Source organism: Vibrio sp. La 4.2.2, assembly GCF_027586995.1.
Taxonomy (GTDB): domain Bacteria; phylum Pseudomonadota; class Gammaproteobacteria; order Enterobacterales; family Vibrionaceae; genus Vibrio; species Vibrio mediterranei.
Genome location: NZ_JAPPTJ010000009.1, coordinates 59,598 through 85,514, shown reverse-complemented (window position 1 = coordinate 85,514; position 25,917 = coordinate 59,598). Strand labels below are relative to the sequence as shown.

At 44.7% G+C, this 25,917-nt stretch carries 22 protein-coding genes; 20 read left to right on the top strand and 2 right to left on the bottom strand.

Annotated elements, in window-relative coordinates; all coding sequences use genetic code 11:
- Positions 1-117 precede the first annotated feature (117 nt).
- Both glnD and map read right to left on the bottom strand, forming a co-directional pair.
- Positions 118-2,742, bottom strand: a complete 2,625-nt coding sequence (glnD, locus tag OH456_RS19530) for a bifunctional uridylyltransferase/uridylyl-removing protein GlnD (protein WP_270034077.1) — start codon at positions 2,740-2,742, stop codon at positions 118-120.
- Positions 2,743-2,852: 110 nt separating this feature from the next.
- Positions 2,853-3,731 carry a type I methionyl aminopeptidase gene (map, locus tag OH456_RS19525; protein WP_062460750.1) on the bottom strand — a complete coding sequence of 293 codons (879 nt, stop codon included), beginning with the start codon at positions 3,729-3,731 and terminating at the stop codon, positions 2,853-2,855.
- Between the two features lie 370 nt (positions 3,732-4,101).
- On the opposite strand from map, the gene rpsB reads away from it, so the two are divergent.
- The 20 genes from rpsB (at position 4,102) to glnB (ending at position 25,870) form a co-directional block, all read left to right on the top strand.
- Positions 4,102-4,833 carry a 30S ribosomal protein S2 gene (gene rpsB / locus OH456_RS19520; protein ID WP_006072474.1) on the top strand — a complete coding sequence of 244 codons (732 nt, stop codon included), beginning with the start codon at positions 4,102-4,104 and terminating at the stop codon, positions 4,831-4,833.
- A gap of 129 nt (positions 4,834-4,962) precedes the next feature.
- Entirely contained in the window at positions 4,963-5,805 is an 843-nt protein-coding gene (gene tsf, locus OH456_RS19515; protein WP_038227908.1) for a translation elongation factor Ts, read from the top strand.
- 150 nt (positions 5,806-5,955) lie between these two features.
- Positions 5,956-6,687, top strand: coding sequence for a UMP kinase (gene pyrH, locus OH456_RS19510; protein ID WP_038227906.1), 732 nt, complete (start codon positions 5,956-5,958; stop codon positions 6,685-6,687).
- An 83-nt stretch (positions 6,688-6,770) separates the two neighbouring features.
- Positions 6,771-7,328, top strand: coding sequence for a ribosome recycling factor (gene frr, locus OH456_RS19505; RefSeq protein ID WP_031494736.1), 558 nt, complete (start codon positions 6,771-6,773; stop codon positions 7,326-7,328).
- 95 nt (positions 7,329-7,423) lie between these two features.
- Entirely contained in the window at positions 7,424-8,179 is a 756-nt protein-coding gene (locus tag OH456_RS19500) for an isoprenyl transferase (RefSeq protein ID WP_124940179.1), read from the top strand.
- 12 nt (positions 8,180-8,191) lie between these two features.
- The gene (locus OH456_RS19495; protein WP_270034076.1) at positions 8,192-9,034 is read left to right on the top strand and encodes a phosphatidate cytidylyltransferase; all 843 of its coding nucleotides are present in this window, start codon (positions 8,192-8,194) and stop codon (positions 9,032-9,034) included.
- A gap of 60 nt (positions 9,035-9,094) precedes the next feature.
- Positions 9,095-10,294 carry a 1-deoxy-D-xylulose-5-phosphate reductoisomerase gene (ispC, locus tag OH456_RS19490; RefSeq protein WP_124940177.1) on the top strand — a complete coding sequence of 400 codons (1,200 nt, stop codon included), beginning with the start codon at positions 9,095-9,097 and terminating at the stop codon, positions 10,292-10,294.
- Positions 10,295-10,310: 16 nt separating this feature from the next.
- Positions 10,311-11,669, top strand: coding sequence for a sigma E protease regulator RseP (gene rseP / locus OH456_RS19485; RefSeq protein WP_198558197.1), 1,359 nt, complete (start codon positions 10,311-10,313; stop codon positions 11,667-11,669).
- Positions 11,670-11,716: 47 nt separating this feature from the next.
- A complete protein-coding gene (gene bamA, locus OH456_RS19480) occupies positions 11,717-14,155 on the top strand; it encodes an outer membrane protein assembly factor BamA (RefSeq protein ID WP_006075360.1) in 2,439 nt (812 codons plus the stop codon).
- 50 nt (positions 14,156-14,205) lie between these two features.
- The gene (locus OH456_RS19475) at positions 14,206-14,715 is read left to right on the top strand and encodes an OmpH family outer membrane protein (RefSeq protein ID WP_038223300.1); all 510 of its coding nucleotides are present in this window, start codon (positions 14,206-14,208) and stop codon (positions 14,713-14,715) included.
- A 21-nt stretch (positions 14,716-14,736) separates the two neighbouring features.
- The gene (lpxD, locus tag OH456_RS19470) at positions 14,737-15,768 is read left to right on the top strand and encodes a UDP-3-O-(3-hydroxymyristoyl)glucosamine N-acyltransferase (protein ID WP_006075358.1); all 1,032 of its coding nucleotides are present in this window, start codon (positions 14,737-14,739) and stop codon (positions 15,766-15,768) included.
- 115 nt (positions 15,769-15,883) lie between these two features.
- A complete protein-coding gene (gene fabZ, locus OH456_RS19465) occupies positions 15,884-16,378 on the top strand; it encodes a 3-hydroxyacyl-ACP dehydratase FabZ (protein ID WP_370736793.1) in 495 nt (164 codons plus the stop codon).
- Position 16,379: 1 nt separating this feature from the next.
- A complete protein-coding gene (gene lpxA / locus OH456_RS19460; RefSeq protein ID WP_270034075.1) occupies positions 16,380-17,168 on the top strand; it encodes an acyl-ACP--UDP-N-acetylglucosamine O-acyltransferase in 789 nt (262 codons plus the stop codon).
- A 95-nt stretch (positions 17,169-17,263) separates the two neighbouring features.
- Positions 17,264-18,406, top strand: a complete 1,143-nt coding sequence (lpxB, locus tag OH456_RS19455; RefSeq protein WP_270034074.1) for a lipid-A-disaccharide synthase — start codon at positions 17,264-17,266, stop codon at positions 18,404-18,406.
- On the top strand, positions 18,403-19,029 hold the full coding sequence (gene rnhB, locus OH456_RS19450; RefSeq protein ID WP_270034073.1) for a ribonuclease HII: 627 nt from the start codon (positions 18,403-18,405) through the stop codon (positions 19,027-19,029). The genes lpxB and rnhB overlap by 4 nt, the downstream gene beginning before the upstream one ends.
- Before the next feature lie 88 nt (positions 19,030-19,117).
- On the top strand, positions 19,118-22,597 hold the full coding sequence (gene dnaE / locus OH456_RS19445) for a DNA polymerase III subunit alpha (RefSeq protein WP_006075353.1): 3,480 nt from the start codon (positions 19,118-19,120) through the stop codon (positions 22,595-22,597).
- Positions 22,598-22,647: 50 nt separating this feature from the next.
- Positions 22,648-23,607, top strand: coding sequence for an acetyl-CoA carboxylase carboxyl transferase subunit alpha (gene accA, locus OH456_RS19440; protein WP_006075352.1), 960 nt, complete (start codon positions 22,648-22,650; stop codon positions 23,605-23,607).
- Positions 23,608-23,674: 67 nt separating this feature from the next.
- Positions 23,675-24,988 (top strand): tRNA lysidine(34) synthetase TilS, encoded by a 1,314-nt coding sequence (tilS, locus tag OH456_RS19435; protein ID WP_270034072.1) that lies wholly within the window; start codon positions 23,675-23,677, stop codon positions 24,986-24,988.
- Positions 24,989-25,100: 112 nt separating this feature from the next.
- The gene (locus OH456_RS19430; RefSeq protein ID WP_031495636.1) at positions 25,101-25,412 is read left to right on the top strand and encodes a c-type cytochrome; all 312 of its coding nucleotides are present in this window, start codon (positions 25,101-25,103) and stop codon (positions 25,410-25,412) included.
- Between the two features lie 119 nt (positions 25,413-25,531).
- A complete protein-coding gene (gene glnB / locus OH456_RS19425) occupies positions 25,532-25,870 on the top strand; it encodes a nitrogen regulatory protein P-II (RefSeq protein ID WP_031495634.1) in 339 nt (112 codons plus the stop codon).
- Positions 25,871-25,917 lie beyond the last annotated feature (47 nt).

Genomic DNA, 25,917 nt, shown 5'->3' with positions numbered 1-25,917 from the left:
CTGATAATTAGACAAATAAGAGAGAAATGTGGACGAGATCGCTTAAATGATGCGCAATTTTAATTTAGGTGACTGGCCACGACGGTGTGGCCAGTCATTACTACTGACAACTATTTATTAACTAGCAATTTGTTCTGAAATTGTGTCGTGCAGTTTTTGTTTTAGCTGGCTCTGTTCCTCTTCAGACAGTCTGCCACCCGTTGCGCTTGTTAAGATAAATAAGTCTTCTGCACGTTCGCCAATTGTAGTGATTTTCGCCGCATGTAGATTAACGCCAAGCTGGGCAAACGTCGCTCCCACTTTTGCTAGTAAGCCTGGGGCATCTAAAGCGACCAGTTCCATCAGCGTGCGCTTTTTCCCCTTAGTGGGTAAAAAGTCGACCTGAGTTTTTACATTGAAATGCTTTAGGTTTCTTGGTGCGCGACGCGTTTTCACGCGGGTAGGGCGCCCATCCTCCAAGACATGAACCAAATGTTTGATCACCGCAGAGTGTCGCTCTACATCAATGGCATCACCATGTTGATCAAGCACCATAAAGGTATCAAGGACGAAACCGTCCTTACTGGTCATGATCTGCGCGTCATGCACGTTAAAATTACGGCGATCGAGTTCAGCAACCACTGTGGCAAACAATGCAGGCTGATCTTGGCAATATACAAAGACTTCAGTGCCACCACGTGTCGCATTCTTACTCATTAGTACTAGCGGCTTAGAAGGATCATCGGCGTTAAGGATATGTTCACTGTGCCAGGCTATCTGCTTATGAGTGTGTCTTAGGAAATAGTCAGCCTTGAATCGCTGCCAAAGCACTTCGATCTCTCGAGCGTTAAAGCCTTGCTTACGTAGAAGCGCTGAAGAGAGTTGTTGATTGTGTCGAATACGGTCACGTACATCGACAGGATTCTCTAGGCCTCTTCTGAGTGCTCGCTGTGTGGAGTAAAAGAGCTCAGCAAGCAAGGTTCGCTTCCAACTGTTCCATAGTTCTGGGTTCGTGGCACAGATATCGGCAACAGTGAGGCAGACTAGATACTCAAGGTATTCTTCATCGCGAACTTTTTTAGCAAATTCGATAATCACATCTGGGTCGTAAATATCACGACGTTGAGCGGTAACCGACATTAAAAGGTGATTTTGAACTAACCAAGAGACCAGTTTGGCTTCCGGTTTAGACAAGCCGTGTTCCATACAAAAATCATACGCTTCGACAGCGCCGATCTCAGAGTGATCGCCCCCTCGACCTTTACCGATATCATGAAAAATGGCAGCGAGGATAAGCAGCTCTTTTTTCTGCATACGAGGATAGACCTCGCAGCAAATGGGGTGCTTGGAGTAGTTTTCCTCGATACTAAAGGTGTGAATATGATTCAGCAGGCGGACACTGTGTTCGTCAACGGTGTAGACATGAAACAGGTCAAATTGCATTTGTCCAACGATCTGACTCCACTGAGGCAGGTAGGCCGATAAAACCCCTAGCTTGTGCATCAAGCGAAACGCTCGGTGCAGCGCGTTCGGGTGGCGAACCAGATCCATAAACTTCTCTCTTGCTGCCGGAATGGTGTGCAAAAACTTGTTTAATCGACGTCGAGCAGTACGTAATTGACGCAATGTTGCTGGGCTGACGCCTTCAATACTCGAGTCATTAGCGATATGAATAAACATATCTAAGATGGTTTCTGGTCTAGCTTGAAATAGCGCTGGCTTTCTTGCTTCTATGAGTTTGCCTCTACGTTGGAAATCATCGTTAATGATGATGGCGTCTTGAATCTTGCCTTTATTGACGATGGCTTGATCAAACAGTTTCAGCAACATCTTATTCAGTTCAGCGACACGTCGTAGTGTTCGATAGAATTCTTTCATCATCATTTCGACCGCTACGTTGCCTTCACCGACAAAACCTAAGTTCTCGGCCACTTGAGCTTGATGAGCGAAGGTTAGCCGATTGTCGTAGCGTCGTAGTTCGATGTGTAGTGCAAAGCGTACGCGCCAGAGAAAGTTCTGGCACTCGACGAGTTCTCGGTACTCTGCATCGGTGAGGAAACCAAATCGGCTCATCTCGTACAAGGAAGTAGCGCCAAAGTGGCTGCGCGCTACCCAACTTAGAGTATGGATATCACGCAATCCGCCCGGTGTTGATTTAATATCGGGCTCTAGATTGTAGGTGGTGTCGTGGTACTTGGCGTGACGAGTGCGTTGTTCTTCGATTTTTGCGTGATAAAAGGTTTCTGAGGGCCAAAATTCTTCGGAATCAATCTGGCTCTTAAGTAAGGAAAAGGTGTCTTCGCTGCCACATAGCAAGCGTGCCTCTTGAAGATTGGTGGCGACGGTTAAGTCCGACTGGCCGATTTCTAGGCATTCTTGAACGGTTCTTACTGCGTGGCCGACTTCTAATCTCAGATCCCAAAGTAGGGTAATGAATTCACTAATGGTGCTTTCAAGGTTCGCTGGAAGCTTTTTGCGCGAGACCACCAGAATATCGATATCCGATAGCGGGTGCAGCTCACCGCGACCATATCCACCTACAGCCACTAACGCGAGGTTAGTTTGGTTAGCGAGACCAGTGAACTGCCATAACCGGTTAAGTAACTGGTCAATGTAATCTGAGCGACCTAGGACCAAATCGGTAATAGGGTGGTGATTTAAGAACTCCTGTTTCTGATGTTCAGAAAAGGTTTCTAATTGTGACTTTAACTCGCTGATCGTGAGTTGTTCGTCGCTTAGTGTGGTTGGGCTCTGAAAAGTCATGAGTGCGATCCGTGCAAGCAAAAAAGATTCTAACTACGGTTATACCAAAATGATTCAGATAAAAAAATATCCCCAGTGTTTGGGGATATTTTTGAATCGAAGCGGAATGGCTAGATATTGTTCATGTGACGAGGAATAGATTCGTCGCTACGTAAGGTCAATACTTCGCAACCTGTTTTGGTCACCACAATCGTATGTTCCCATTGCGCGGAGTTTTTGCCGTCGCCAGTGTAGACTGTCCAATCGTCTTCTGCGTCAATGCTGCAGCCAAATTTACCAGCATTGATCATTGGTTCAATAGTGAACACCATACCTTCTTTTAGTACACGGCGGTCGTTGTTTTTGTAGTGAACCACTTGTGGCTCCTCATGGAACTCAGAACCGATACCGTGGCCACAAAAATCCTTCACGATAGAGAACTTATTACGTGGGTTGTTCTTGTTATTCGTTTTAATGAATTTTTCAATCTCAGTACCGATAGCACCAACTGTGGAACCTGGTTTGACGGTCTTCATGCCCAGATACAGTGCTTCTTGAGCAACCATACATAGGCGCTTATCAGCAGGTGAAACATCACCGACTAAAAACATTTTTGATGTATCGCCGTGATAACCTTCTGGACGAGTGTCTAGTGAGGCATTTTCATCGTTAGGAATAATAACTGTCACGTCCACGTTGACGATATCGCCATTTTTTAGAACAGCCGGTTTTAGTTTACCTGTAGTACCCATTGCGTCTTGTTCTGCTGGGATACCGTGACAAACAATGTGGTTGATCGATGTGCAGATTGATTTTGGATAACCGTGATAATCAAGTGGGGCCGAGTAAGCGCCACGCTCACGAGTGTAATCCGCACAAATTCTATCGAGCTCTTCCGTCGTTACCCCTTCTTTCACGTGAGGTTCGATCATTTCTAAAAGCTCTGCTGCAAGCTTACCTGCGATACGCATTCTTTCGATTTCAGCTTCAGTTTTGATTTTGATAGACATCTGTGTTCTCTGCTTTCTAAATTGACGGGTTATTCTATCAGTGGCGAGATTAAGCGCAACAAGAATAAAACTCGTTTGTAGTTATGTACGTGATTCATTTTAGTTGGGTTTAGTTAAAAACTCACTGCTGTGATGATTGTACTTTGTACATTTATTGCGATTTTTGTAGAAATCAGTGGCCAAATTATGGTATAAAGCGCGCCGGAAACAGGACTTAGTTTCTTCGAATCGGCGAGCTCGGTTTTGTTCCCATTAACTTTAATTTAAATCACACACATTTCGTCACATGTTCCGGGGTGCTTGAGTAATCATTCATACCAAGTCGGATTCATGGGAAATGTGGAGGCCTAACCCCATAGAGGAATTTAAAATGGCAACTGTATCAATGCGCGATATGCTAAAAGCTGGTGTTCACTTCGGTCACCAGACTCGTTACTGGAACCCAAAAATGAAGCCATTCATTTTTGGTGCTCGTAACCGCGTACATATCATCAACCTAGAAAAAACTGTACCAATGTTCAACGATGCACTAGCTGAACTAGCTAAAATCGGTGAGAAGAAAGGTAAAGTTCTTTTCGTTGGTACTAAGCGCGCTGCATCTGAAGCTGTTAAAGAAGCTGCAATCAACGCTGACCAGTTCTACGTGAACAACCGTTGGTTGGGCGGTATGCTAACGAATTACAAAACTGTTCGTCAGTCTATCAAGCGTCTAAAAGATTTCGAAGCACAAGCTCAAGACGGTACTTTCGAGAAACTAACTAAGAAAGAAGCTCTAATGCGCACTCGCGAAATGGAGAAGCTAGAGAAGTCTCTTGGTGGTATCAAGAACATGGGCGGTCTACCAGACGCTCTATTCGTAATCGACGCTGATCACGAGCACATCGCTGTTAAAGAAGCAAACAACCTAGGTATCCCAGTATTTGCTGTTGTTGATACTAACTCTAACCCAGACGGCGTTGACTACGTTATCCCAGGTAACGACGACGCAATCCGTGCAGTACAGCTTTATCTAAACGCTGCTGCAGACGCGGTTAAAGAAGGTCGTAACAAAGACGTTGCAGCTGTAGCTGACAAAGACGGTTTCGTAGAAGAAGCTGAATAATAGCGGCTCGAAGTCACACTTAGTTTCGTAGACATCTAGTCTTCATATAAACTGAGTTATAGTTAGCATCAGGGGCCGAATGAGAGCCCCTGATTTTTACCCTAATCAGAATCAACTGAGGAATAGAGAATGGCTGTTACTGCTGCTCTAGTTAAAGAACTGCGCGACCGCACTGGCGCAGGCATGATGGAATGTAAGAAAGCGCTTGTTGAAACTAACGGCGACATCGAACTAGCAATTGAAAACATGCGTAAGTCTGGCGCTGCTAAAGCTGCTAAAAAAGCAGGTAACATCGCTGCTGAAGGCGCGATCATCATTAAAGAAGAGAACGGCGTTGCTGCTCTTCTTGAAGTTAACTGCCAAACTGACTTCGTTGCTAAAGATGCAAACTTCACAGCATTTGCTGAGAAAGTAGCTGACGAAGCTCTAGCAACTAAAGCAACTGCTGAAGAGCTAGTAGCTAAGTTCGAAGACGAGCGTGTTACTCTTGTTGCTAAGATCGGTGAAAACATCAACATCCGTCGCGTACAGTACGTTGAAGGCGCTGCTATCGCTACTTACCGTCACGGTGAGAAGATCGGTGTTGTTGTTGCTGGTGAAGGCGACGCAGAAACTCTTAAGCACGTTGCTATGCACGTTGCTGCTTCTCGTCCAGAGTTCGTTAACCCAGAAGACGTACCTGCAGACGTAGTAGAAAAAGAGAAAGCTGTTCAAGTTGAAATCGCTATGAACGAAGGCAAGCCTGCTGAGATCGCTGAGAAGATGGTTGTTGGCCGCATGAAGAAATTCACTGGCGAAATCTCTCTAACTGGTCAAGCGTTCGTAATGGAGCCAAAGAAAACTGTTGGCGAAATCCTTAAAGAGCGTGGCGCATCAGTAGCTACTTTTGTACGTCTAGAAGTTGGTGAAGGCATCGACAAGGGCGAGCAAATGAGCTTCGCTGACGAAGTAGCAGCAGCTCAGAAAGGTTAATCCTTGATGATTTGTTGATGAAAAGACCGTGGCCTTGGCTACGGTCTTTTTACGACTAGGCTATCTGTCATTTTTTAGCCGTCATGAGTTGAGTCTATACTAGTCTCAAGCCATGACCGTTAATCGATAACTCTTTGGAAGGTATACTTCATGACAACGAACCCTAAACCAGCTTATCAACGTATTCTGTTAAAACTTAGTGGTGAAGCGCTACAAGGCGAGGAAGGCTTTGGTATCGATCCAAAAATCCTTGACCGTATGGCACAAGAGGTTAAAGAACTGGTTGAACTGGGTGTTCAAGTTGGTGTGGTCATTGGTGGTGGTAACTTGTTCCGTGGTGCAGGCCTTGCTGAAGCAGGTATGAACCGTGTAGTTGGTGATCACATGGGTATGTTAGCAACGGTTATGAATGGCCTAGCTATGCGTGATGCTCTTCACCGTGCGTATGTGAACGCTCGTGTTATGTCTGCTATCCCTCTTAAAGGTGTTTGTGACGATTACAACTGGGCTGATGCTATTCGCGAATTACGTCAAGGTCGCGTCGTAATTTTCTCTGCAGGTACTGGTAACCCATTCTTCACAACTGACTCTGCTGCGTGTCTTCGTGGTATCGAAATCGAAGCTGATGTTGTGCTTAAAGCAACAAAAGTAGATGGTGTTTTCACGGCTGATCCAGTGGCTAACCCTGATGCAGTTTTATGTGATAAGCTTTCTTACAGTGCAGTTCTAGAGAAAGAGCTGAAAGTAATGGACTTGGCGGCATTCACATTGGCTCGTGACCATAAGATGCCAATCCGCGTATTCAACATGAATAAGCCAGGTGCATTGCGTCGTGTTGTGATGGGTGAAGCAGAAGGCACACTTATCAGCGACGCAGAATAAGAGTACACTCTTAACCAGAATTATCGAAGGACATAGCCTGAAAGCAGACCGGCTTTCAGGTTACTATTATTTAAGGTGATATTGTGATTAACGAAATCCAACAAGACGCTCAAGAGCGCATGGCAAAAAGTGTTGAAGCACTTAAGAATAACCTAACTAAAATTCGCACAGGTCGTGCACACCCAAGCCTTCTTCAAGGTATCTCTGTTGAATATTACGGTGCGCCAACACCTCTAAACCAAGTAGCAAACGTTATTGCTGAAGACGCGCGTACACTTGCTATTACAGTATTCGATAAAGAGCTTGCGCCTAAAGTTGAAAAAGCGATTCTGACTTCTGACCTTGGTTTAAACCCAATGTCTGCGGGTACGGTTATCCGCGTGCCACTTCCACCGCTAACAGAAGAGCGTCGTAAAGACCTAGTGAAGATCGTTCGTGGTGAAGCTGAAGGCGGCCGTGTTGCAATCCGTAATATCCGTCGTGACGCTAACGGTGACCTGAAAGCGCTACTGAAAGATAAAGAAATCTCTGAAGATGAAGATCGTAAAGCACAAGATGAGATTCAAAAGCTTACCGATGCAGCAGTGAAAAATGTTGACGAACTGCTTGCTGCAAAAGAAAAAGAGTTGATGGAAGTCTAATATTTCACCACTCAGTTCTAGTTTGAACGCTGTGCTGACAGCACAGCGTTTTTTTATGCTACCCTGTCCGACCCGAATTATAACTATACTCTTTTATGCAAAACTCACACATCGTCAATGATTCCCTTCCAAAACATATCGCTATCATCATGGATGGTAATGGACGTTGGGCAAAATCTAAGGGAAAACCACGAGTTTTCGGGCATAAAAAAGGGGTTTCTGCTGTCCGTAAGACCATTTCTACCGCTGCAAAGCTGAATATTCAAGCCGTAACACTGTTTGCGTTTAGCAGTGAGAATTGGCGTAGGCCTGAAGATGAAGTTGGCTTGTTGATGGAACTCTTTATTAGCGTTCTGTCGAGTGAAATTAATAAACTTCATCAGAATAACTTAAGACTTTGTATCATTGGCGATAAATCTCGTTTTAACGACAGATTGCAAAGAAAAATCGCCGAAGCAGAGAAGTTGACAGAAAACAATACAGGTACTGTTATCAACATCGCTGCAAACTATGGTGGGAAATGGGATATTTTACAGGCAACTAAAACGCTGGCTGGTTTAGTGGAGCGAGGCGAGTTGTCAGCCGATGACATAACTGAAGATATGATCGGTCGTTATGTCACTATGTCTGATTTGCCAGATGTCGACTTACTGATCCGTACCAGCGGCGAATGTCGCATTAGTAACTTTATGCTTTGGCAAATGGCGTATGCCGAAATGTATTTCACGGATGAGTACTGGCCAGAATTTAACGAGGACAGCCTAATAAAGGCAATCACTTGGTTTGTGAATCGCGAACGACGCTTCGGTTGTACCGGAGAGCAAGTCAAAGCGTTAATGGAAGCCAATTAAGGACGATTTAATTTGAAACAACGAATTATTACCGCCCTAATACTAGCTCCGCTGGTGGTTTGGGGTATTTTTTCACTGCCATTAACTTGGTTCATAGGTTTTGTTGCCGCTGTTACGCTTATTGGAGCGTGGGAGTGGACTCAATTTACTCTTACTCGTTCTCGGCTGCTAGCCTTAATTCCTCCTGTCCTTACTGTTGGACTCTCTTTGTTCATTGTCCCTTCTGACATTGTCTCTTTGAATCAGGTCGATTCATTGCATCTTTTATTGCTGGGTATTGGCTTTAGCTGGTGGCTCATTGCGAGTAGTCTAGCGATGACGTACCCTAAGTCCGCGGGACTGTGGGAGCACTCTAATGTACTGCGACATTTATTCGGACTACTAACTTTGCTACCATTTCTATGGAGCATTGTTATCTTGAGAGGACAGCACTATTACTTAGACCCTTATTACGGCTCAAAACTGGTTCTGTTTGTTTGTTTGATCGTTTGGGCTGCAGATAGCGGTGCTTACTTTGCTGGAAAAAGTTTAGGTAAGCGTAAGATGGCGCCTCATGTAAGCCCTAACAAAACCATCGAGGGTTTGGTTGGCGGCATTGCGGCTGCTTTGGTTGTCGCGTGGGGAAGTTCATCACTCTTTGATATTCAGTTTACGAGCTATGCCAGTATGACTATCATTACTCTTGCCACAGTCGTTATTTCAGTGCTGGGCGACTTAGTGGAAAGTATGTTCAAACGAGTATCGAAGATAAAAGACAGCAGTAATATTATTCCAGGTCATGGTGGTGTTCTCGATCGTGTGGATAGTCTAACCGCAGCATTTCCTGTATTTGCTCTCCTTTATCTCATTTTCTAATCTCCCCAACCAGAGAGTAAGTTCTTATTCTCTGGTTGACTTATAAGCGGTTGTAATAGCATGCAAAATTTAACCATTCTAGGCGCTACTGGTTCTATTGGAGCAAGCACTCTAAAGGTCGTTTCAGAAAATCCTTCATCTTTCGCTATCTATGCTCTTGTTGGTGGTAAAAACGTAGCCAAAATGGCTGAGCTTTGCTCCATTTGGAAACCCAAGTTTGCGGTTCTGAATGACGAAGTGGATGCGTCAGAGCTAAAGCGACTACTTCCTAGCAATATGAGAACCGAAGTACTGTTTGGTCAACAAGCCATGTGCATGGTATCGGAATCCAAAGATGTCGACGTTGTAATGGCTGCTATCGTCGGTGCTGCGGGTTTGTTACCTACGCTTGCTGCTGTGAAAGCAGGCAAACGTGTACTGTTAGCTAATAAAGAAGCGCTGGTCATGTCTGGTAAGCTATTTATGGACGCCGTGTACGAATCTGGTGCTCAGTTGCTACCCGTTGATAGTGAACATAACGCCATATTCCAATGTTTACCTGCGAATATTCAAACCAATCTTGGGAACTGCCAGTTATCTGAAGCGGGTATCAATCATATCCTTTTAACCGGTTCGGGTGGCCCTTTTCGATATACTGACGTTTCAACGCTTTCTTCAGTAACACCTGCACAGGCAATTGCTCATCCAAATTGGTCGATGGGGCCAAAAATTTCTGTTGATTCTGCAACAATGATGAACAAAGGTTTGGAGTTTATTGAGGCCCGCTGGCTATTCAATACCAATCGAGAGCAGCTAAAAGTGGTCATTCATCCTCAATCGGTTATTCACTCTATGGTGCAATACAATGATGGTTCGGTCTTAGCACAGATGGGACAGCCAGATATGGCAACGCCGATTGCTTATTCGATGTCTTATCCCGACCGAATCCCTTCTGGTGTTGCTCCTCTTGATTTTACGACAATCGGTGAATTGACTTTTATGGCTCCAGACTATGCTAAGTATCCTTGCTTAGCGTTAGCAATAGATGCCTGTTTTGAAGGGCAACATGCAACCACGGCTATCAATGCCGCAAATGAAATTGCGGTTGAAGCCTTCTTGTCGGAAAAAATCCGTTTTACTGATATTAGCGTGGTAAATGAGCGCGTTATGTCGAAAGTCTGTTCAGCAAATGAATTTATACAATTAGATAACTTGGAAACTATTCTTGAGCTAGATAGAATGGCTCGAAACTATGCACGAGAAATCGTGCGTTCGATTTAGTGAGAGAATTTTTGATATGACGGACATCCTTTGGAACTTCGCGTCCTTTATCGTTGCGCTAGGGATTCTAGTCGCGGTACATGAATACGGTCACTTTTGGGTAGCGCGAAAGTGTGGTGTGTATGTCGAAAAGTTCTCGATTGGTTTCGGTAAATCGATTTGGTCTAAAGTCGGTAAAGATGGGACTGAGTATAGTATCTCCGTTATTCCTTTAGGCGGCTATGTCAAGATGCTCGATAGTCGAGTTGATGAAGTCTCTGAAGCCGATCACAAGTATGCCTTTGATAAAAAGCCTCTCTGGAAAAGAACCGCTATTGTAGGTGCAGGACCAGCATTTAACTTCTTTTTTGCGGTCTTTGCTTACTGGCTGGTGTTTTTGATTGGTGTGCCTGCGGTCAAGCCTGTTATTGGCGAAGTTACCCCGCACTCGATTGCTGCACAAGCTGGGTTAACACCAGGAATGGAGTTTAAGTCCATTGATGGTACGCCAACCTTGGACTGGGAATCGGTTAATTTGGGGCTAGTGTCGCATATTGGCGATAATCAAATGACGGTCACAGTTTCATCAGATAGCCAAATAGGAACGGACAAAAAATTAACAATTGATTTGTCGGGCTGGAACTTTAATCCAGAAACAGAGTCTGCTATGGGGACGCTTGGTTTTAAACCGTATACCCCAGAGATTAAAACAACGCTGACAAATGTAAGTGAAGACGGAGCCGGTTCGGCGGCTGGCCTCCAGGTTGGTGATACTATTATCTCGGCTGGAGAGCAAGACATCTCTCAATGGCAACAAGTCGTGGATGTGATTCAAGCGAATCCAAATAGTCCAGTGACTATACAAGTGCTGAGAGACGGTGAGCGATTAACCACAACATTGACTCCTGGGTCACGTGAGCTGCGAGATGGTACGGTTATTGGCTTTGCGGGTATCGCTCCAGAGATTGGTGAGTGGCCTGCTAGTTATCGCTTTGACCTTCAATACGGGCCGGTTGAAGCAGTAGGTAAAGCTATCGCGAAAACGGGACAAATTATCGAGCTTACGATCTCTATGCTGAAAAAGCTGATCGTGGGTGATGTTGGCCTAAACAACCTAAGCGGACCTATTTCGATTGCGAAAGGGGCAGGTACAACCGCAGATTATGGACTGGTTTATTTCTTAGGCTTCTTGGCGCTGATTAGTGTCAACTTGGGTATTATCAACTTAGTACCATTGCCAATGCTTGATGGAGGACATTTATTGTTCTTTGCAATTGAAGCAGTAATTAGAAGACCAGTACCAGAAAAAGTACAAGAAATGGGGTATCGAGTGGGAGGGGCTATTATCTTCTCATTGATGCTGATAGCAATTTTTAATGATTTTACACGCCTTTGATATCAGAATTTAGGCAGCGGTATTAGCAAGGATTAATTAGAGCAGGTATGGCGATTAAGCATATTCTATTCGCATCTCTACTAGCGACCAGTGTGTCGGCGAATGGGGCTGAGGATTTTGTTGTACAGGACATTCGAATCGAAGGTTTGCAAAGGGTAGCACTAGGTGCTGCTCTTTTGAAAATGCCTGTACGTATTGGTGATTCGGTAGACAGTAAAGATATCTCAGAGATCATTAATGCCCTCTATCAATCGGGTAACTTTGAGGATATTAAGGTACTTCGTGATAAAGACGCACTGGTAATACGTGTGAAAGAGCGCCCAACTATTGCGAGCATCTCTTTCTCAGGTAACAGCGCGATAAAGGAAGAGCAACTACAGCAAAACCTTGATGCGTCAGGTGTTATTGTCGGTGAAGCACTAGACCGCACAACGTTAAGTAATATCGAAAAAGGTCTAGAAGATTTCTATTACAGTGTCGGTAAATACAACGCGAAGGTTCAAGCGGTTGTTACACCGTTGCCACGTAATCGTGCCGACTTGAAGTTTGTATTCTCTGAAGGTGTTTCGGCAAAGATCAAACAGATCAACTTTATCGGTAATACTGTCTTTAGCGATCAGGAATTGTTATCACGTTTTAATCTGAATGTAGATGTTGCGTGGTGGAACTTCCTTGCAGACGATAAATACCAGAAGCAAGTTCTTGCAGGTGATATTGAAGCTCTCAAGTCGTTTTACCTCGATCGTGGCTATTTAAAGTTTAAAGTCGATACGACTCAAGTATCGATTTCTCCGGACAAGAAAGGCGTTTACATCACGCTAGGTATCGATGAGGGCGAACCTTATCAAGTGAAAGATGTGACGTTCCGTGGTCAGCTAATTGGCAAACAAGCCGAATTTGAAAGTATGATCCCATTTAAGGATGGCGATACTTATAACGGCTCTAGTGTTACCGCATTAGAGGAGAACATTAAGCGCGTATTAGGTGAAGCTGGCTATGCTTACCCTCAAGTACGCACCATTCCAGAGTTTGATGATGAGAATAACCAAGTTTCTTTGGTCATCAATGTTGAAGCTGGAAACCGTATTTATGTTCGCGATATTCGATTCACAGGTAACAACTCCACCAAAGATGAAGTGTTACGTCGTGAAATGCGTCAGATGGAATCGAGTTGGTTGAACTCGAAGTCTATTGAAACCGGTAAAAACCGTTTGAACCGATTAGGTTTCTTTGAAACGGTTGATGTTCAAACAGTTCGTGTGCCTGGTTCTGATGATCAAGTAGACTTGGTATATGATGTCAAAGAGGCAAACTCAGGAAGCATTAACTTTGGTGTCGGTTACGGTACTGAATCAGGTATTAGCTTCCAGGTTGGTCTCCAGCAAGATAACTTTGCAGGTTCTGGTGACCGAGTTGGTATCAGTGCGATGACCAACAAGTATCAGAAAAACATAACGTTGGATTATCGCGACCCATACTGGAACCTAGATGGTGTCAGTCTTGGTGGTCAGATTTTCTACAATGAGTTTGAAGCATCGAAAGCAGGTATCGTTGACTATACCGACCAAAGTTATGGTGGTACGTTGACTTGGGGTTTCCCGGTCGATGAACTTAACTACCTAGAGTTTGGTGGCGGCTATACACATAGCCGATTAGGTAACATCAAAGAGTACGTTCAAATTGAGAAGTTCCTGCAAGCTCAAGAGAAGAACCGTGATTCTGAAGGTAACTTGATTACGGATGATTTCCACTTAACGGCAGCTTGGACTCGAAATAATTTAAACCGTGGACGTTTCCCGACCGCAGGTAACCATCAAAAACTCTATGGTAAAGTGACGGTTCCTGGATCGGATGTTCAATACTTCAAGACTCAATATGACGTAAGACAGTATTTTCCTATTACCGATAGTCACAGTTTTACGTTATTGTTGAAAGGTCGCTTAGGTTACGGTAACGGTTATGGTCAAACCAATGGCAATGATAACTTGCTGCCATTCTACGAAAACTTCTATGTGGGTGGTTTCTCAACACTGCGTGGTTTCCGTCAGAACTCGGTAGGCCCCAAAGCAGTCTATAACGATCCAAATGGTGGTGGTTGCGGTAATGTAGGTGGGAATAACCCGTGTTACTCCGCGACTGACCAGTCAGTGGGTGGTAACGCAGTAGCGCTTGCTAGTGTTGAGTTGATTGTCCCGACGCCATTTGCTTCGGATGAGTTCCGCAACCAAATTCGTACTAGCTTGTTTATGGATGCTGCGAGCCTTTGGGACACAGAGTTTACTTATGTTTCACCAGACCCTAACATGCCTGGAAGCCAGTATTATTACGATTACTCGGATCCGTCGAATTACCGAGCGTCGGTAGGTGTAGCAGTACAGTGGATGTCTCCAATGGGGCCTCTTGTATTCTCACTCGCAACACCAGTTAAGAAGTTTGAAGGCGATAAAACAGAAGCCTTTACCTTCACGATTGGTAATACTTTCTAACTATATATTTTGTAACGAAAATAGTTTCTATACGAACAGAGGAATCGACCTTGAAAAAATTAATGAAAGCGGCTGGACTTGGCCTAGTTATCCTTACGTCTTCACTGTTTGCAAACGCAGCAGAAGCGGCGCAGAAAATTGGCTATGTGAATACGCTTCAAGTTTTCCAAGCACTTCCACAGCGTGAAGCAACACTGCAAAAATTACAGAATGAGTTCAAAGACAAAGCTGCCGAGCTTCAAGCGATTCAAGCGGATGCAGCTAAGAAGATGGAAAAACTTCAACGTGATGGTGAGCTACTAGGTAAAGATGAAATCGAGAAACTACGTATCGAGATTGGTCAGCTAGATAGCAAATATAAGATCAAAGGCCAAGCTCTAGAAAAAGAGAGCCAGCGTCGTGAAGCGGAAGAAAAGCAGAAGCTGTTTAAGACCATCCAAGAAGCAGTTGAAAAAGTAGCGAAAAAAGAAGGCTACGACATGATCATCGATATTCAGGCGGTTGGTTATGCAAAAGAAGAGTTCAACATCTCGAAGAAAGTTATCGACTCACTTAAGTAACAGTATTGCAGTAGGTTAGACATGACAGCATTGACGTTAGCACAATTAGCGGAGATTACTGGTGGGGAAATCCATGGTAATGAGAGCACGCTAATTAGTGCGGTAGCGCCTATGAACAGCGCAGGTGAGGGACAAATTACTTTCCTCACTAATGTAAAATACGCAAAGCATCTTGGTGAATGCCAAGCATCGGCAATCATGGTGAAAGCCAGTGAGTTAGAGCATTGCAAAACCAATGCTCTAGTGGTTGCCGATCCTTATGTGGCCTATGCTAAAGTCGCCCAAGCGTTAGATACTACTCCAGCTCCTGCTGCATCTGGTATTGCGCCAAGTGCAGTGGTCTCTTCAGAGGCCTGCTTGGGTGAGAATGTATCCGTAGGCGCCAATGCTGTGATTGAAGCCGGAGCAGAACTTGGCGACAACGTAATTGTCGGCGCGGGTTGCTTTATCGGAAAGGGTGCTAAGCTAGGTCGCAATACTAAGCTTTGGGCTAATGTATCGATTTATCATGATGTAGTGCTTGGTGACGATTGTTTAGTGCAGTCAAGTACTGTCATTGGTTCTGATGGTTTTGGCTACGCTAATGAAAAAGGCGAGTGGGTCAAAATTCCTCAAGTCGGTACCGTGCGAATTGGAAACCGTGTAGAAATTGGTGCTTGTACCACTATCGACCGCGGTGCGCTGGACGACACCATCATCGAAGACAATGTAATTATTGATAACCAGATGCAAATTGCTCATAACGTGCACATCGGATATGGCACAGCAATGGCTGGTGGTACTATTGTTGCTGGTAGCACCAAAATCGGTAAATACTGCCAAATTGGCGGTGCGAGTGTTCTCAATGGACATATCGAAATTGCTGATGGTGTTATTGTCACAGGTATGGGAATGGTCATGCGTAGCTTGCCAGAAAAAGGCATCTACTCATCAGGTATTCCACTACAGACCAACAAAGAGTGGCGCAAAACGGCTACTCGAGTCCATCGTATTGATGAGATGAACAAGCGCCTCAAAGCAGTTGAGAAACTGCTAGAGCAAACAGAAGACTAACTTCTGTGGCTTAAAAATGAAGGCTCGCTTAGGCGAGTCTTTTTATGTGTGTCAGATAACGCTAGGTTGAGCAATGCTCCCCCCGAACTGACACTAAGTGGCATTTGGGTATATAATGCCTCTAGTTAGAAAAAGAATTGATAATAGGATTTTTACTTTGAGCACTGATACAAAAACAATGACAATCACTGAGATCCAGGAACTGCTTCCTCATCGCTATCCGTTTCTGTTGATCGATCGCGTTACTGATTATCAAGAAGAAAAGTATCTAACCGCCATTAAAAATGTGTCTGTGAATGAACCACAATTTACAGGGCACTTTCCGCAATTACCTGTGTTTCCTGGTGTGTTGATTTTAGAAGCTATGGCTCAAGCGACGGGTCTATTGGCATTTAAATCGTTTGGTGCTCCAAAAGGCAATGAGCTGTACTACTTTGCGAGTGTCGATAAAGCGAAGTTCCGCAAGCCAGTTGTACCAGGTGACCAATTGATTATTGAAGTGGAATTTATCAAGGAGCGTCGCGGTATTGCTGCCTTCAACGGCGTAGCAAAGGTTGATGGTGAGGTTGTTTGTTCTGCTGAGCTAAAGTGTGCTCGTCGAGAGTTTTAATATGATTCATGAAACCGCTAAGATTCATCCTAGTGCCGTTATCGAAGGGAACGTCACTATTGGTGCAAATACCACAGTAGGTCCTTTTACCTATATCTCAGGTGATATCACAATTGGTGAGAACAATGAGATTATGTCGCATGTTGTTATTAAGGGTCATACTACAATAGGTAACGATAACCGAGTATTCCCTCAAGCGATCATTGGTGAAGAAAACCAAGATAAGAAATACGGTGGTGAAGATACGCGAGTTGTGGTTGGCGACCGGAATGTCATCCGCGAGAGCGTACAAATTCATCGTGGTACTGTTCAAGATAAGACCCAGACAGTGGTCGGTAATGACAACCTTCTTTGTGTAAATGCTCATATTGCGCATGATGTGATTGTGGGCAACCACACACACATTGGTAACAATGCTATTCTCGGTGGTCATGTAACGGTTGGTGATCATGCTGGAGTTATGGCATTGTCGGCGATCCACCCGTTCTGCACAGTTGGCTCTTACGCTTATGTTGGCGGCTGTTCGGCAGTAGTACAAGATGTACCACCATACGTTCTTGCGCAAGGCAACCATGCAACACCGTTTGGTCTCAACTTAGTGGGATTAAAGCGTAACGGTTTCGAGAAGCCAGAACTGCGTGCTTTGCAAAAAGCGTACAAAGAGATCTACCGTTCAGGTAAGACACTGGCAGAGGTAAAGCCTGTGCTTGAGGAAATGGCGCAAGAGTGGGCATCAGTTCAGCGTTTTGTGGATATTTTGGAAAGCTCTGAGCGTGGCATTATCCGCTAACGTTGGTCACGTAAGTATAAAAAGATCGCTAATCAGTTAGCGGTCTTTTTCTGTTTTATGGTATTCGAGAAATTTGGCGAAAATAAGGACTGGTAATGGAACGACCATTGCGAATTGGTATCGTAGCTGGCGAACTTTCCGGAGATACTCTGGGAGAGGGCTTCATTAAAGCAATAAAGCAACAATATCCAGATGCCGAGTTTGTTGGTATCGGTGGCCCTAAAATGATAGCTCAAGGTTGCGAGTCTCTTTTCGATATGGAAGAGCTTGCGGTCATGGGATTGGTAGAAGTTCTTGGGCGCTTGAAACGGTTGTTGCATGTTAAAGCAGAGTTGGTGAAATACTTTACTCAAAACCCGGTAGATGTGTTTGTCGGTATAGATGCCCCTGATTTCAACTTGCGTCTCGAATTGGACCTTAAACAAGCTGGAACAAAAACGGTACACTATGTCAGTCCTTCTGTTTGGGCGTGGAGACAAAAGCGCATTCATAAGATTGCTGAGGCGACTAACCTCGTACTTGCTTTCTTGCCATTTGAAAAAGCTTTCTATGACAAATTCCAAGTGCCTTGTGAGTTTGTCGGCCATACTTTGGCTGATGCCATCCCTCTAGAATCGGATGCACAACAAGCTCGCGAGCTTTTAGGATTAGCGCCTGATAAAAAGTGGCTAGCGGTCTTACCTGGTAGTCGTGGTAACGAGTTGAAGATGCTTTCACAACCGTTTATTGAAACCTGTGTGAAACTGCATCAAGACGACCCAAATCTTGGTTTTGTGGTGGCTGCTGTCAACGAAAAGCGTAAACAGCAGTTTATTGAAGCTTGGCAGAAAATTGCGCCTCAGCTTGAATTTCACATTGTTCAAGATACCGCACGTAACGTTATTACCGCTGCAGATGCAGTATTATTGGCGTCTGGCACCGTAGCTTTAGAGTGCATGCTACTTAAAAGACCAATGGTCGTTGGTTATAAAATGAATGCAATAACCGCATTTCTGGCCAAGCGTTTAGTGAAAACCAAATACGTTTCCTTACCAAATATTCTCGCCGATGATGAGATAGTAAAAGAGTTTCTGTTAGAAGCTTGTACGCCGGAAAACTTGTACAATGAGCTCACCAAGCTTCTTAATAGTGACAACAGTGCGGTGATTGCCAAATTCACGGAAATGCACCACTGGATTCGTAAAGATGCCGATAAACAAGCGGCAAATGCAGTGTTAAATCTAATTGGAAAGTTATGACAACGAAGAAAAAAAGTGCTGAGCTTCCCCCCTTTGATTATCCGCAAGGTTACTCACTAGTCGCGGGTGTGGATGAGGTAGGTCGAGGCCCTTTAGTGGGTGATGTCGTCACAGCCGCGGTTATCTTGGATCCCAACAATCCGATTGAAGGGTTGAACGACTCAAAGAAACTTTCCGAGAAGAAACGACTCGCCCTTTATCCTGAGATAAAAGAAAAAGCGCTGGCATGGGCAGTTGGGCGTTGTTCTCCAACAGAAATCGATGAGTTAAACATCCTACAAGCGACCATGGTAGCAATGCAGCGTGCGGTCGCTGGACTGCAAGTACAACCTGATATAGTGCTTATTGATGGCAACCGAACGCCAACGTTACCAATGGATGCTCAAGCGGTCGTTAAGGGAGACTTACGTGTCGCAGAAATCAGTGCAGCATCGATTATAGCTAAAGTCGTTCGCGACCAAGAGATGGAAGAGCTTGATCAGCAACATCCACAATTTGGTTTTGCTAAACATAAAGGCTATCCAACGAAAGCGCATTTTGAAGCCATTGAACAGCATGGCGTCATTGCAGAGCATCGCAAAAGTTTCAAACCAGTCAAACGCGCCTTAGGTATTAAAGACTAGCTCACGTTAGTCGTATTAAGGATCGTGATAGTACGATTCGTTAGAGTATGATTCGCCAAATAATCGTCATGGCAATTTAGGATTTATTATGTCAGACCCCAAGTTTATACACCTTCGAGTTCACAGTGACTTCTCCATGGTCGATGGCCTGTCGAAGGTGCCACCATTAGTAAAAAAAGTGGCAGAGATGGGTATGCCAGCAATGGCACTGACTGATTTTACTAACCTATGTGGGTTAGTGAAATTTTATGGTAATGCACACTCCTCTGGGGTTAAACCGCTGATTGGTGCTGACTTTGCTGTTCAGTCTGACGAATTTGGAGATGAGTTAACTCGTATAACAGTATTGGCAGCGGATAATACTGGTTACAACAATCTGACTTTGCTTATCTCAAAAGCATACCTTCGAGGCCATATCCAACATCAACCTGTGATTGATAAGGCGTGGTTAGTCGAGTTATCTGAAGGGCTTATCGTTCTTTCTGGAGCGAAAGAGGGTGATGTAGGTAAAGCGCTATTAAAAGGCAATACAACACTTGCTAAGCAGTGCGCTCAGTTTTATCAGACGCATTTTCCAGATCGCTACTATTTAGAACTGATTCGTACAGGACGACCTGACGAAGAAAGTTACCTGCATTTCGCCGTAGAGTTGGCCGAGGAGCTCGATCTTCCGGTTGTCGCGACCAATGAGGTCGTGTTTGTCGACAAAGAACTATTTGATGCTCATGAAATTCGTGTTGCGATCCATGATGGTTACACACTTGATGACCCTAAACGTCCCAAAAAGTACAGTGCTCAACAATATCTTCGTAGTGAGGAAGACATGTGTGAGCTGTTTGCGGACATCCCAGAAGCACTTCAGAACTCAGTAGAAATTGCTAAGCGCTGTAACGTGACCGTGCGCCTCGGTGAATACTTCTTACCTGCGTTCCCAACTGAAGGTATGAAAGAGACTGATTTCTTGGTGATGAAATCAAGAGAAGGTCTTGAGGAGCGTTTGGAGTTTTTGTTCCCAGATGAAGCGGTGCGAGCAGAGCGTCGTCCTGAGTATGATGACCGACTACAAATTGAGCTTGATGTTATCAACCAAATGGGATTCCCAGGTTACTTCTTGATCGTTATGGAGTTCATCCAGTGGTCAAAAGATAATGCGATTCCAGTAGGACCTGGACGTGGTTCAGGTGCTGGTTCATTGGTGGCCTATGCTCTTAAAATCACCGACCTTGATCCGCTTGAGTACGATCTTCTTTTTGAGCGATTCTTGAACCCTGAACGTGTCTCCATGCCCGATTTCGATGTCGATTTCTGTATGGATAAACGTGACCAAGTAATTGATCACGTAGCCGAGATGTACGGTCGGGATGCGGTATCGCAGATCATTACCTTCGGTACTATGGCTGCGAAGGCGGTTATTCGTGATGTGGGGCGTGTATTGGGTCACCCGTTTGGCTTTGTTGACCGCATATCAAAACTGATTCCAGCTGACCCTGGCATGACGTTAGAAAAAGCCTTCAAGGCGGAGCCTGCATTGCCACAGCTTTATGATGGCGATGAAGAAGTTCGAGACCTCATCGACATGTGCCGCATATTGGAAGGGTGTACTCGGAATGCCGGTAAACACGCGGGTGGGGTAGTAATTTCACCGACTACGATTACTGATTTTGCACCGATTTATGCCGACTCTGAGGGACATTTCCCTGTTACTCAGTTTGATAAGAACGATGTTGAAACGGCAGGCTTGGTTAAATTCGACTTCTTGGGTCTGAGAACATTAACGATTATCGATTGGGCGCTTGGACTGATTAACCCTCGACTCGAAAGAGAGGGTAAAGAACCAGTTCGAATTGAATCGATACCACTTGATGACTCGGCTTCATTCCAGCTGTTACAGAATTCTGAAACCACTGCGGTATTCCAGTTGGAATCGCGAGGTATGAAAGAGCTTATCAAGCGTCTACAGCCGGACTGTTTTGAAGATATCATTGCATTGGTGGCGCTATTCCGTCCAGGCCCATTGCAATCAGGCATGGTTGATAACTTCATCGACCGTAAGCACGGGCGAGAGGCGGTCTCCTACCCAGATGAAACGTGGCAACATGAATCTCTAAAAGAGACTCTGGAGCCTACGTACGGCATCATTCTTTATCAAGAACAGGTTATGCAAATTGCACAGATCCTAGCGGGCTATACGCTGGGTGGTGCGGATATGCTGCGTCGTGCAATGGGTAAGAAAAAGCCGGAAGAGATGGCTAAGCAGCGTGCCGTCTTTGAAGAAGGGGCGATAAACAACGGCGTTGATGGCGAACTCGCCATGAAGATCTTTGATCTGGTAGAAAAGTTCGCGGGTTATGGCTTTAACAAATCTCACTCAGCGGCATATGCACTGGTCTCCTATCAAACGCTCTGGCTGAAAACCCATTACCCTGCTGAGTTTATGGCGGCGGTTATGACCGCCGATATGGATAATACAGAGAAAGTTGTTGGTCTTGTAGATGAATGCTTCCGCATGAAGCTCAAAGTGCTACCACCTGATATTAATGCTGGTCTGTTCCGCTTCAATGTTAACGAAGAGGGCGCGATTGTTTATGGTATTGGCGCGATCAAAGGGGTTGGTGAAGGTCCTATTGATGTCATTATCGAGGCTCGTAATAAAGGTGGCCATTTCCGAGATTTATTCGATTTTTGTGCTCGTATTGACATCAAGAAAGTCAACAAGCGAGTAATTGAAAAGCTTATTATGTCGGGTGCGCTTGACCGACTAGGCCCGCATCGAGCGGCGATGATGGCATCACTGAACGATGCTGTTAAAGCGGCGAGTCAACATCATCAGGCTGAAGCCTTTGGTCAGGCTGACATGTTTGGTGTATTGACTGATGCGCCAGAAGATGTGGAGCATAAATATACTCAAGTTCCACCATGGCCAGAAAAGGTATGGTTAGAAGGTGAGAGAGAAACTTTGGGGCTTTATTTGACGGGGCACCCAATAAACGCCTATCTTAAGGAACTTACCAAATACACCAGTTGTCGATTAAAAGACGCAACACCAACAAGACGTGATCAATCGTTGACGGTCGCAGGTTTAGTGATTGCTGCTCGGGTAATGACAACCAAGCGTGGAACACGTATCGGACTGATGACTTTGGATGACCGGAGCGGTCGTATGGAAGTGATGTTGTTCTCAGATGCGCTAGATAAATATGCTGAATTGTTAGAAAAAGATAAAATAGTGGTCGTTTCTGGACAGGTCAGCTTTGATGACTTCAACGGTGGCCTTAAAATGTCTGGCCGCGAAGTTTTAGATTTAGGTAGCGCTCGTGAGAAATTTACACGAGGCGTATCCATTTCGTTGTTAGAGCAACAAATAGATGAGCGTTTTTACCAGCGCTTCACAGAAATATTAACCCCACACAAAGCTGGGACAGTACCTGTTAATATTTACTACCAGCGTGCCGATGCACGCGCAAAACTTACGCTAGGAACAGAATGGCGTGTAACGCCGAATGATGCGTTACTAGAAGAATTACAGCAGTTACTTGGTAAAGACCAGGTTGAACTCGAATTTAACTAATTGAGTCCCAGAGCAAAAAGACTTGGGGCTGAATCGATAAGGATTCACAGATGAGCTTGAACTTTCTTGAATTTGAAAAGCCAATTGCCGAACTAGAAGCAAAAATCGAAGCATTGCGTGACGTTTCTCGTCATGGTGGTGATAGTGCAATTGACTTAGATAAAGAAATTGAACAACTAGAGAAAAAGAGCTTAGAGCTTAAGAAAAAAATCTTTAGTGATCTTGGGGCATGGCAAGTGGCACAGCTTGCACGTCACCCACAGCGTCCGTACACGCTTGATTATGTAGAGCATGTATTTACTGAGTTTGATGAACTGGCTGGCGATCGCGCGTTTGCGGACGATAAAGCTATTGTTGGTGGTATGGCTCGCCTAGATGGTCGTCCGGTTATGATCATTGGCCACCAAAAAGGCCGCGAAACAAAAGAGAAAGTGAAGCGTAACTTTGGTATGCCAAAACCAGAAGGTTACCGTAAAGCACTTCGTTTGATGAGAATGGCAGAGCGTTTTAACATGCCGATCATCACTTTTATCGATACTGCGGGTGCTTACCCAGGGGTTGGCGCAGAAGAGCGTGGTCAATCAGAAGCGATTGCGATGAACCTTAAAGTCATGGCTGGTCTAAAAGTGCCAGTCATCTGTAACGTTGTCGGTGAAGGTGGTTCTGGTGGTGCTTTAGCGATTGGTGTAGGCGATTACGTGAACATGCTGCAATACTCAACGTACTCAGTAATTTCTCCTGAAGGCTGTGCATCGATTTTATGGCGTGACTCTGATAAAGCGCCGCAAGCAGCGGAAGCAATGGGATTGGTTGCTCCTCGATTAAAAGAGCTTGAGCTTATTGATGAAATCATTGAAGAGCCACTAGGTGGCGCTCATCGTGATGCGGTGCAAATGGCTGCTAATATGAAAGCGACATTGCTACGCCAATTAGAAGAACTCGATCAGTTGGATGATGACAACTTACTTGAGCGTCGTTATCAACGTTTGATGAGTTATGGCTACTGCTAAGTAGAAACTGTTTATATAATAAGGCGAGCGAGATGCTCGCCTTTTTTATTTAACCTAGGAAGAAACCATGACTCTGTACCAGCAATTTTCTCAAGTGCTTGATGAACAGAAAGTGATGCATGGCAAGATCATTGTTGGATTTAGTGGCGGGGTGGATTCACGTGTACTGCTGCGATTAGCAGCAAGGTATAGCAAACAGCATTCAATAACCTGTTTAGCGGTACATGTGCATCATGGATTAAGCGATAACGCAAATGAATGGCAAGTTCAGTGTGAGCGTTGGGCTCAAGAGGAGGCCGTTGAGTTTACCTGCGAGCGCGTAACATTGTCGCAAGACTCGGGAGAAAGCCTTGAGCAGTTGGCGCGTCAAGCTCGGTATCAAGCACTGCGTCAACATATGCAGAGCGGCGATATTTTGCTTACGGGTCAGCACCTTGATGATCAAGCTGAGACCATGTTACTGGCCTTAAAACGTGGGAGCGGACCCAAAGGGCTCTCTTCGATGGCCTCTTCAATGAACTTTGGCTCGGGGAGGTTAGTTCGTCCACTCTTAAATACTGCACGACATGATATTGAGCGCTATGCGCAGCATGAGCAATTACAGTGGGTCGAGGATGAAAGTAATTCAGACACTCGATTCGACCGTAATTTTCTTCGTCAATCTGTCTTACCCGTATTGAATCAGCGCTGGCCTAGTTTTGCTAAAGCTGCAAGTCGCAGTGCGCGCTTATGTGCGAAACAAGAACGGTTAATTAAAGAGTTACTATTGCCTGAACTTGAAGTATGCATGAATGAGTTCCAAGGGCTGAGTATTTCCACGATGTCATCACACTCTATTTTAAAGAGAGAACAACTACTTAGACTTTGGTTAGAAGCCAATACTTCGTTGATGCCTACTGAGGTGCAGTTGTGCAAAATTTGGCAAGAAGTGGCACTAGCTAAGCAAGATGCTAACCCGGAAATGAATTTGGCTGGTGGAGCGATTAGACGTGCTCAGGGGCATCTATATTGGGTTGAAGCTTATAAAGATGTCAGCGATTGGCAACAATCATGGTTAGATAAAGACACGTTAGTGTTGCCAGATAACTTAGGCGTATTAAAGTTGGTTTCACCGAGCAAAGACGCAAAGATGACACTAGATCGCCAAACGTTGAATGGGTCGTTAAAAGTCATTTTCAACCCTGAAGGTTTGAGTGCTCACCCCCATGGGCGAGCAGGATCTCGTAAGTTAAAAAAACTGTTCCAAGAGCTGAAAATACCTAGCTGGCAGCGACGTAGAATCCCAATTCTAATACAGGATGATAAGGTCGTTGCTGTTGGTAACTTATTTGTAGATAAAGCATTTTATGGTTCAGATTGTGAACTTGTATGGGACAAGTGACCACATTTCATGTCACAATCGTATACAATAATAAAGCGCCAGAAATGGCAAAGCGCAAACTAGAGTACACGCTGTTATCTGGCTTATATGGAAATACACAGAAGGTAAAGCAATGAAAAATATGGTAATTGGTGCAGTATTGGCTGCAGGCCTATTGAGTGGTACGGCGATGGCCGCTGACATTGAAGCTGGTAAGGCAAAAGCAGCGATTTGTGCCGCTTGTCATGGTGCTGATGGCATCGCAGTTATTCCAGGTTACCCAAACCTTAAGGGACAAAACGAGCAGTACTTAGCAACTTCTATCAAAGCGTACAAGAATAAAGAACGTACAGGCGGTTTGGCTGCTGTCATGCAAGCTCAAGCGTCAATGCTGAGCGACGAAGATATTGCCAACGTTGCTGCTTATTACGCTAGTCTGAAATAATCGCATTATCGATTTACTATTAAGAGACCCGAAGATTGCCTTCGGGTTTTTTGTTTTCGTTGATTGTTGGCGCAGCCTGCCAGATAATGGTGTCAATCAATGAGGTTTAAGGGAAGAACATGAAAAAGATTGAAGCGATTATCAAACCATTCAAACTTGATGACGTCCGTGAAGCATTGGCAGAAGTGGGCATTACAGGTATGACCGTATCTGAAGTAAAAGGTTTTGGTCGCCAGAAAGGTCACACAGAGCTTTACCGCGGTGCTGAATACATGGTCGACTTTTTGCCAAAAGTAAAATTGGAAATTGTCGTATCAAGTGACGTGGCTGATCAATGTGTGGAAACCATCATTGAGACCGCTCAAACGGGTAAGATTGGTGATGGTAAGATTTTCATCACTGATATCGAACGTGTAGTACGAATTCGTACTGGCGAAGAAGATGAAGACGCTATCTAAGTCGAATCTCAAAGAATCATAAAGGAGTAGGTAACTGCTCCTTTTTC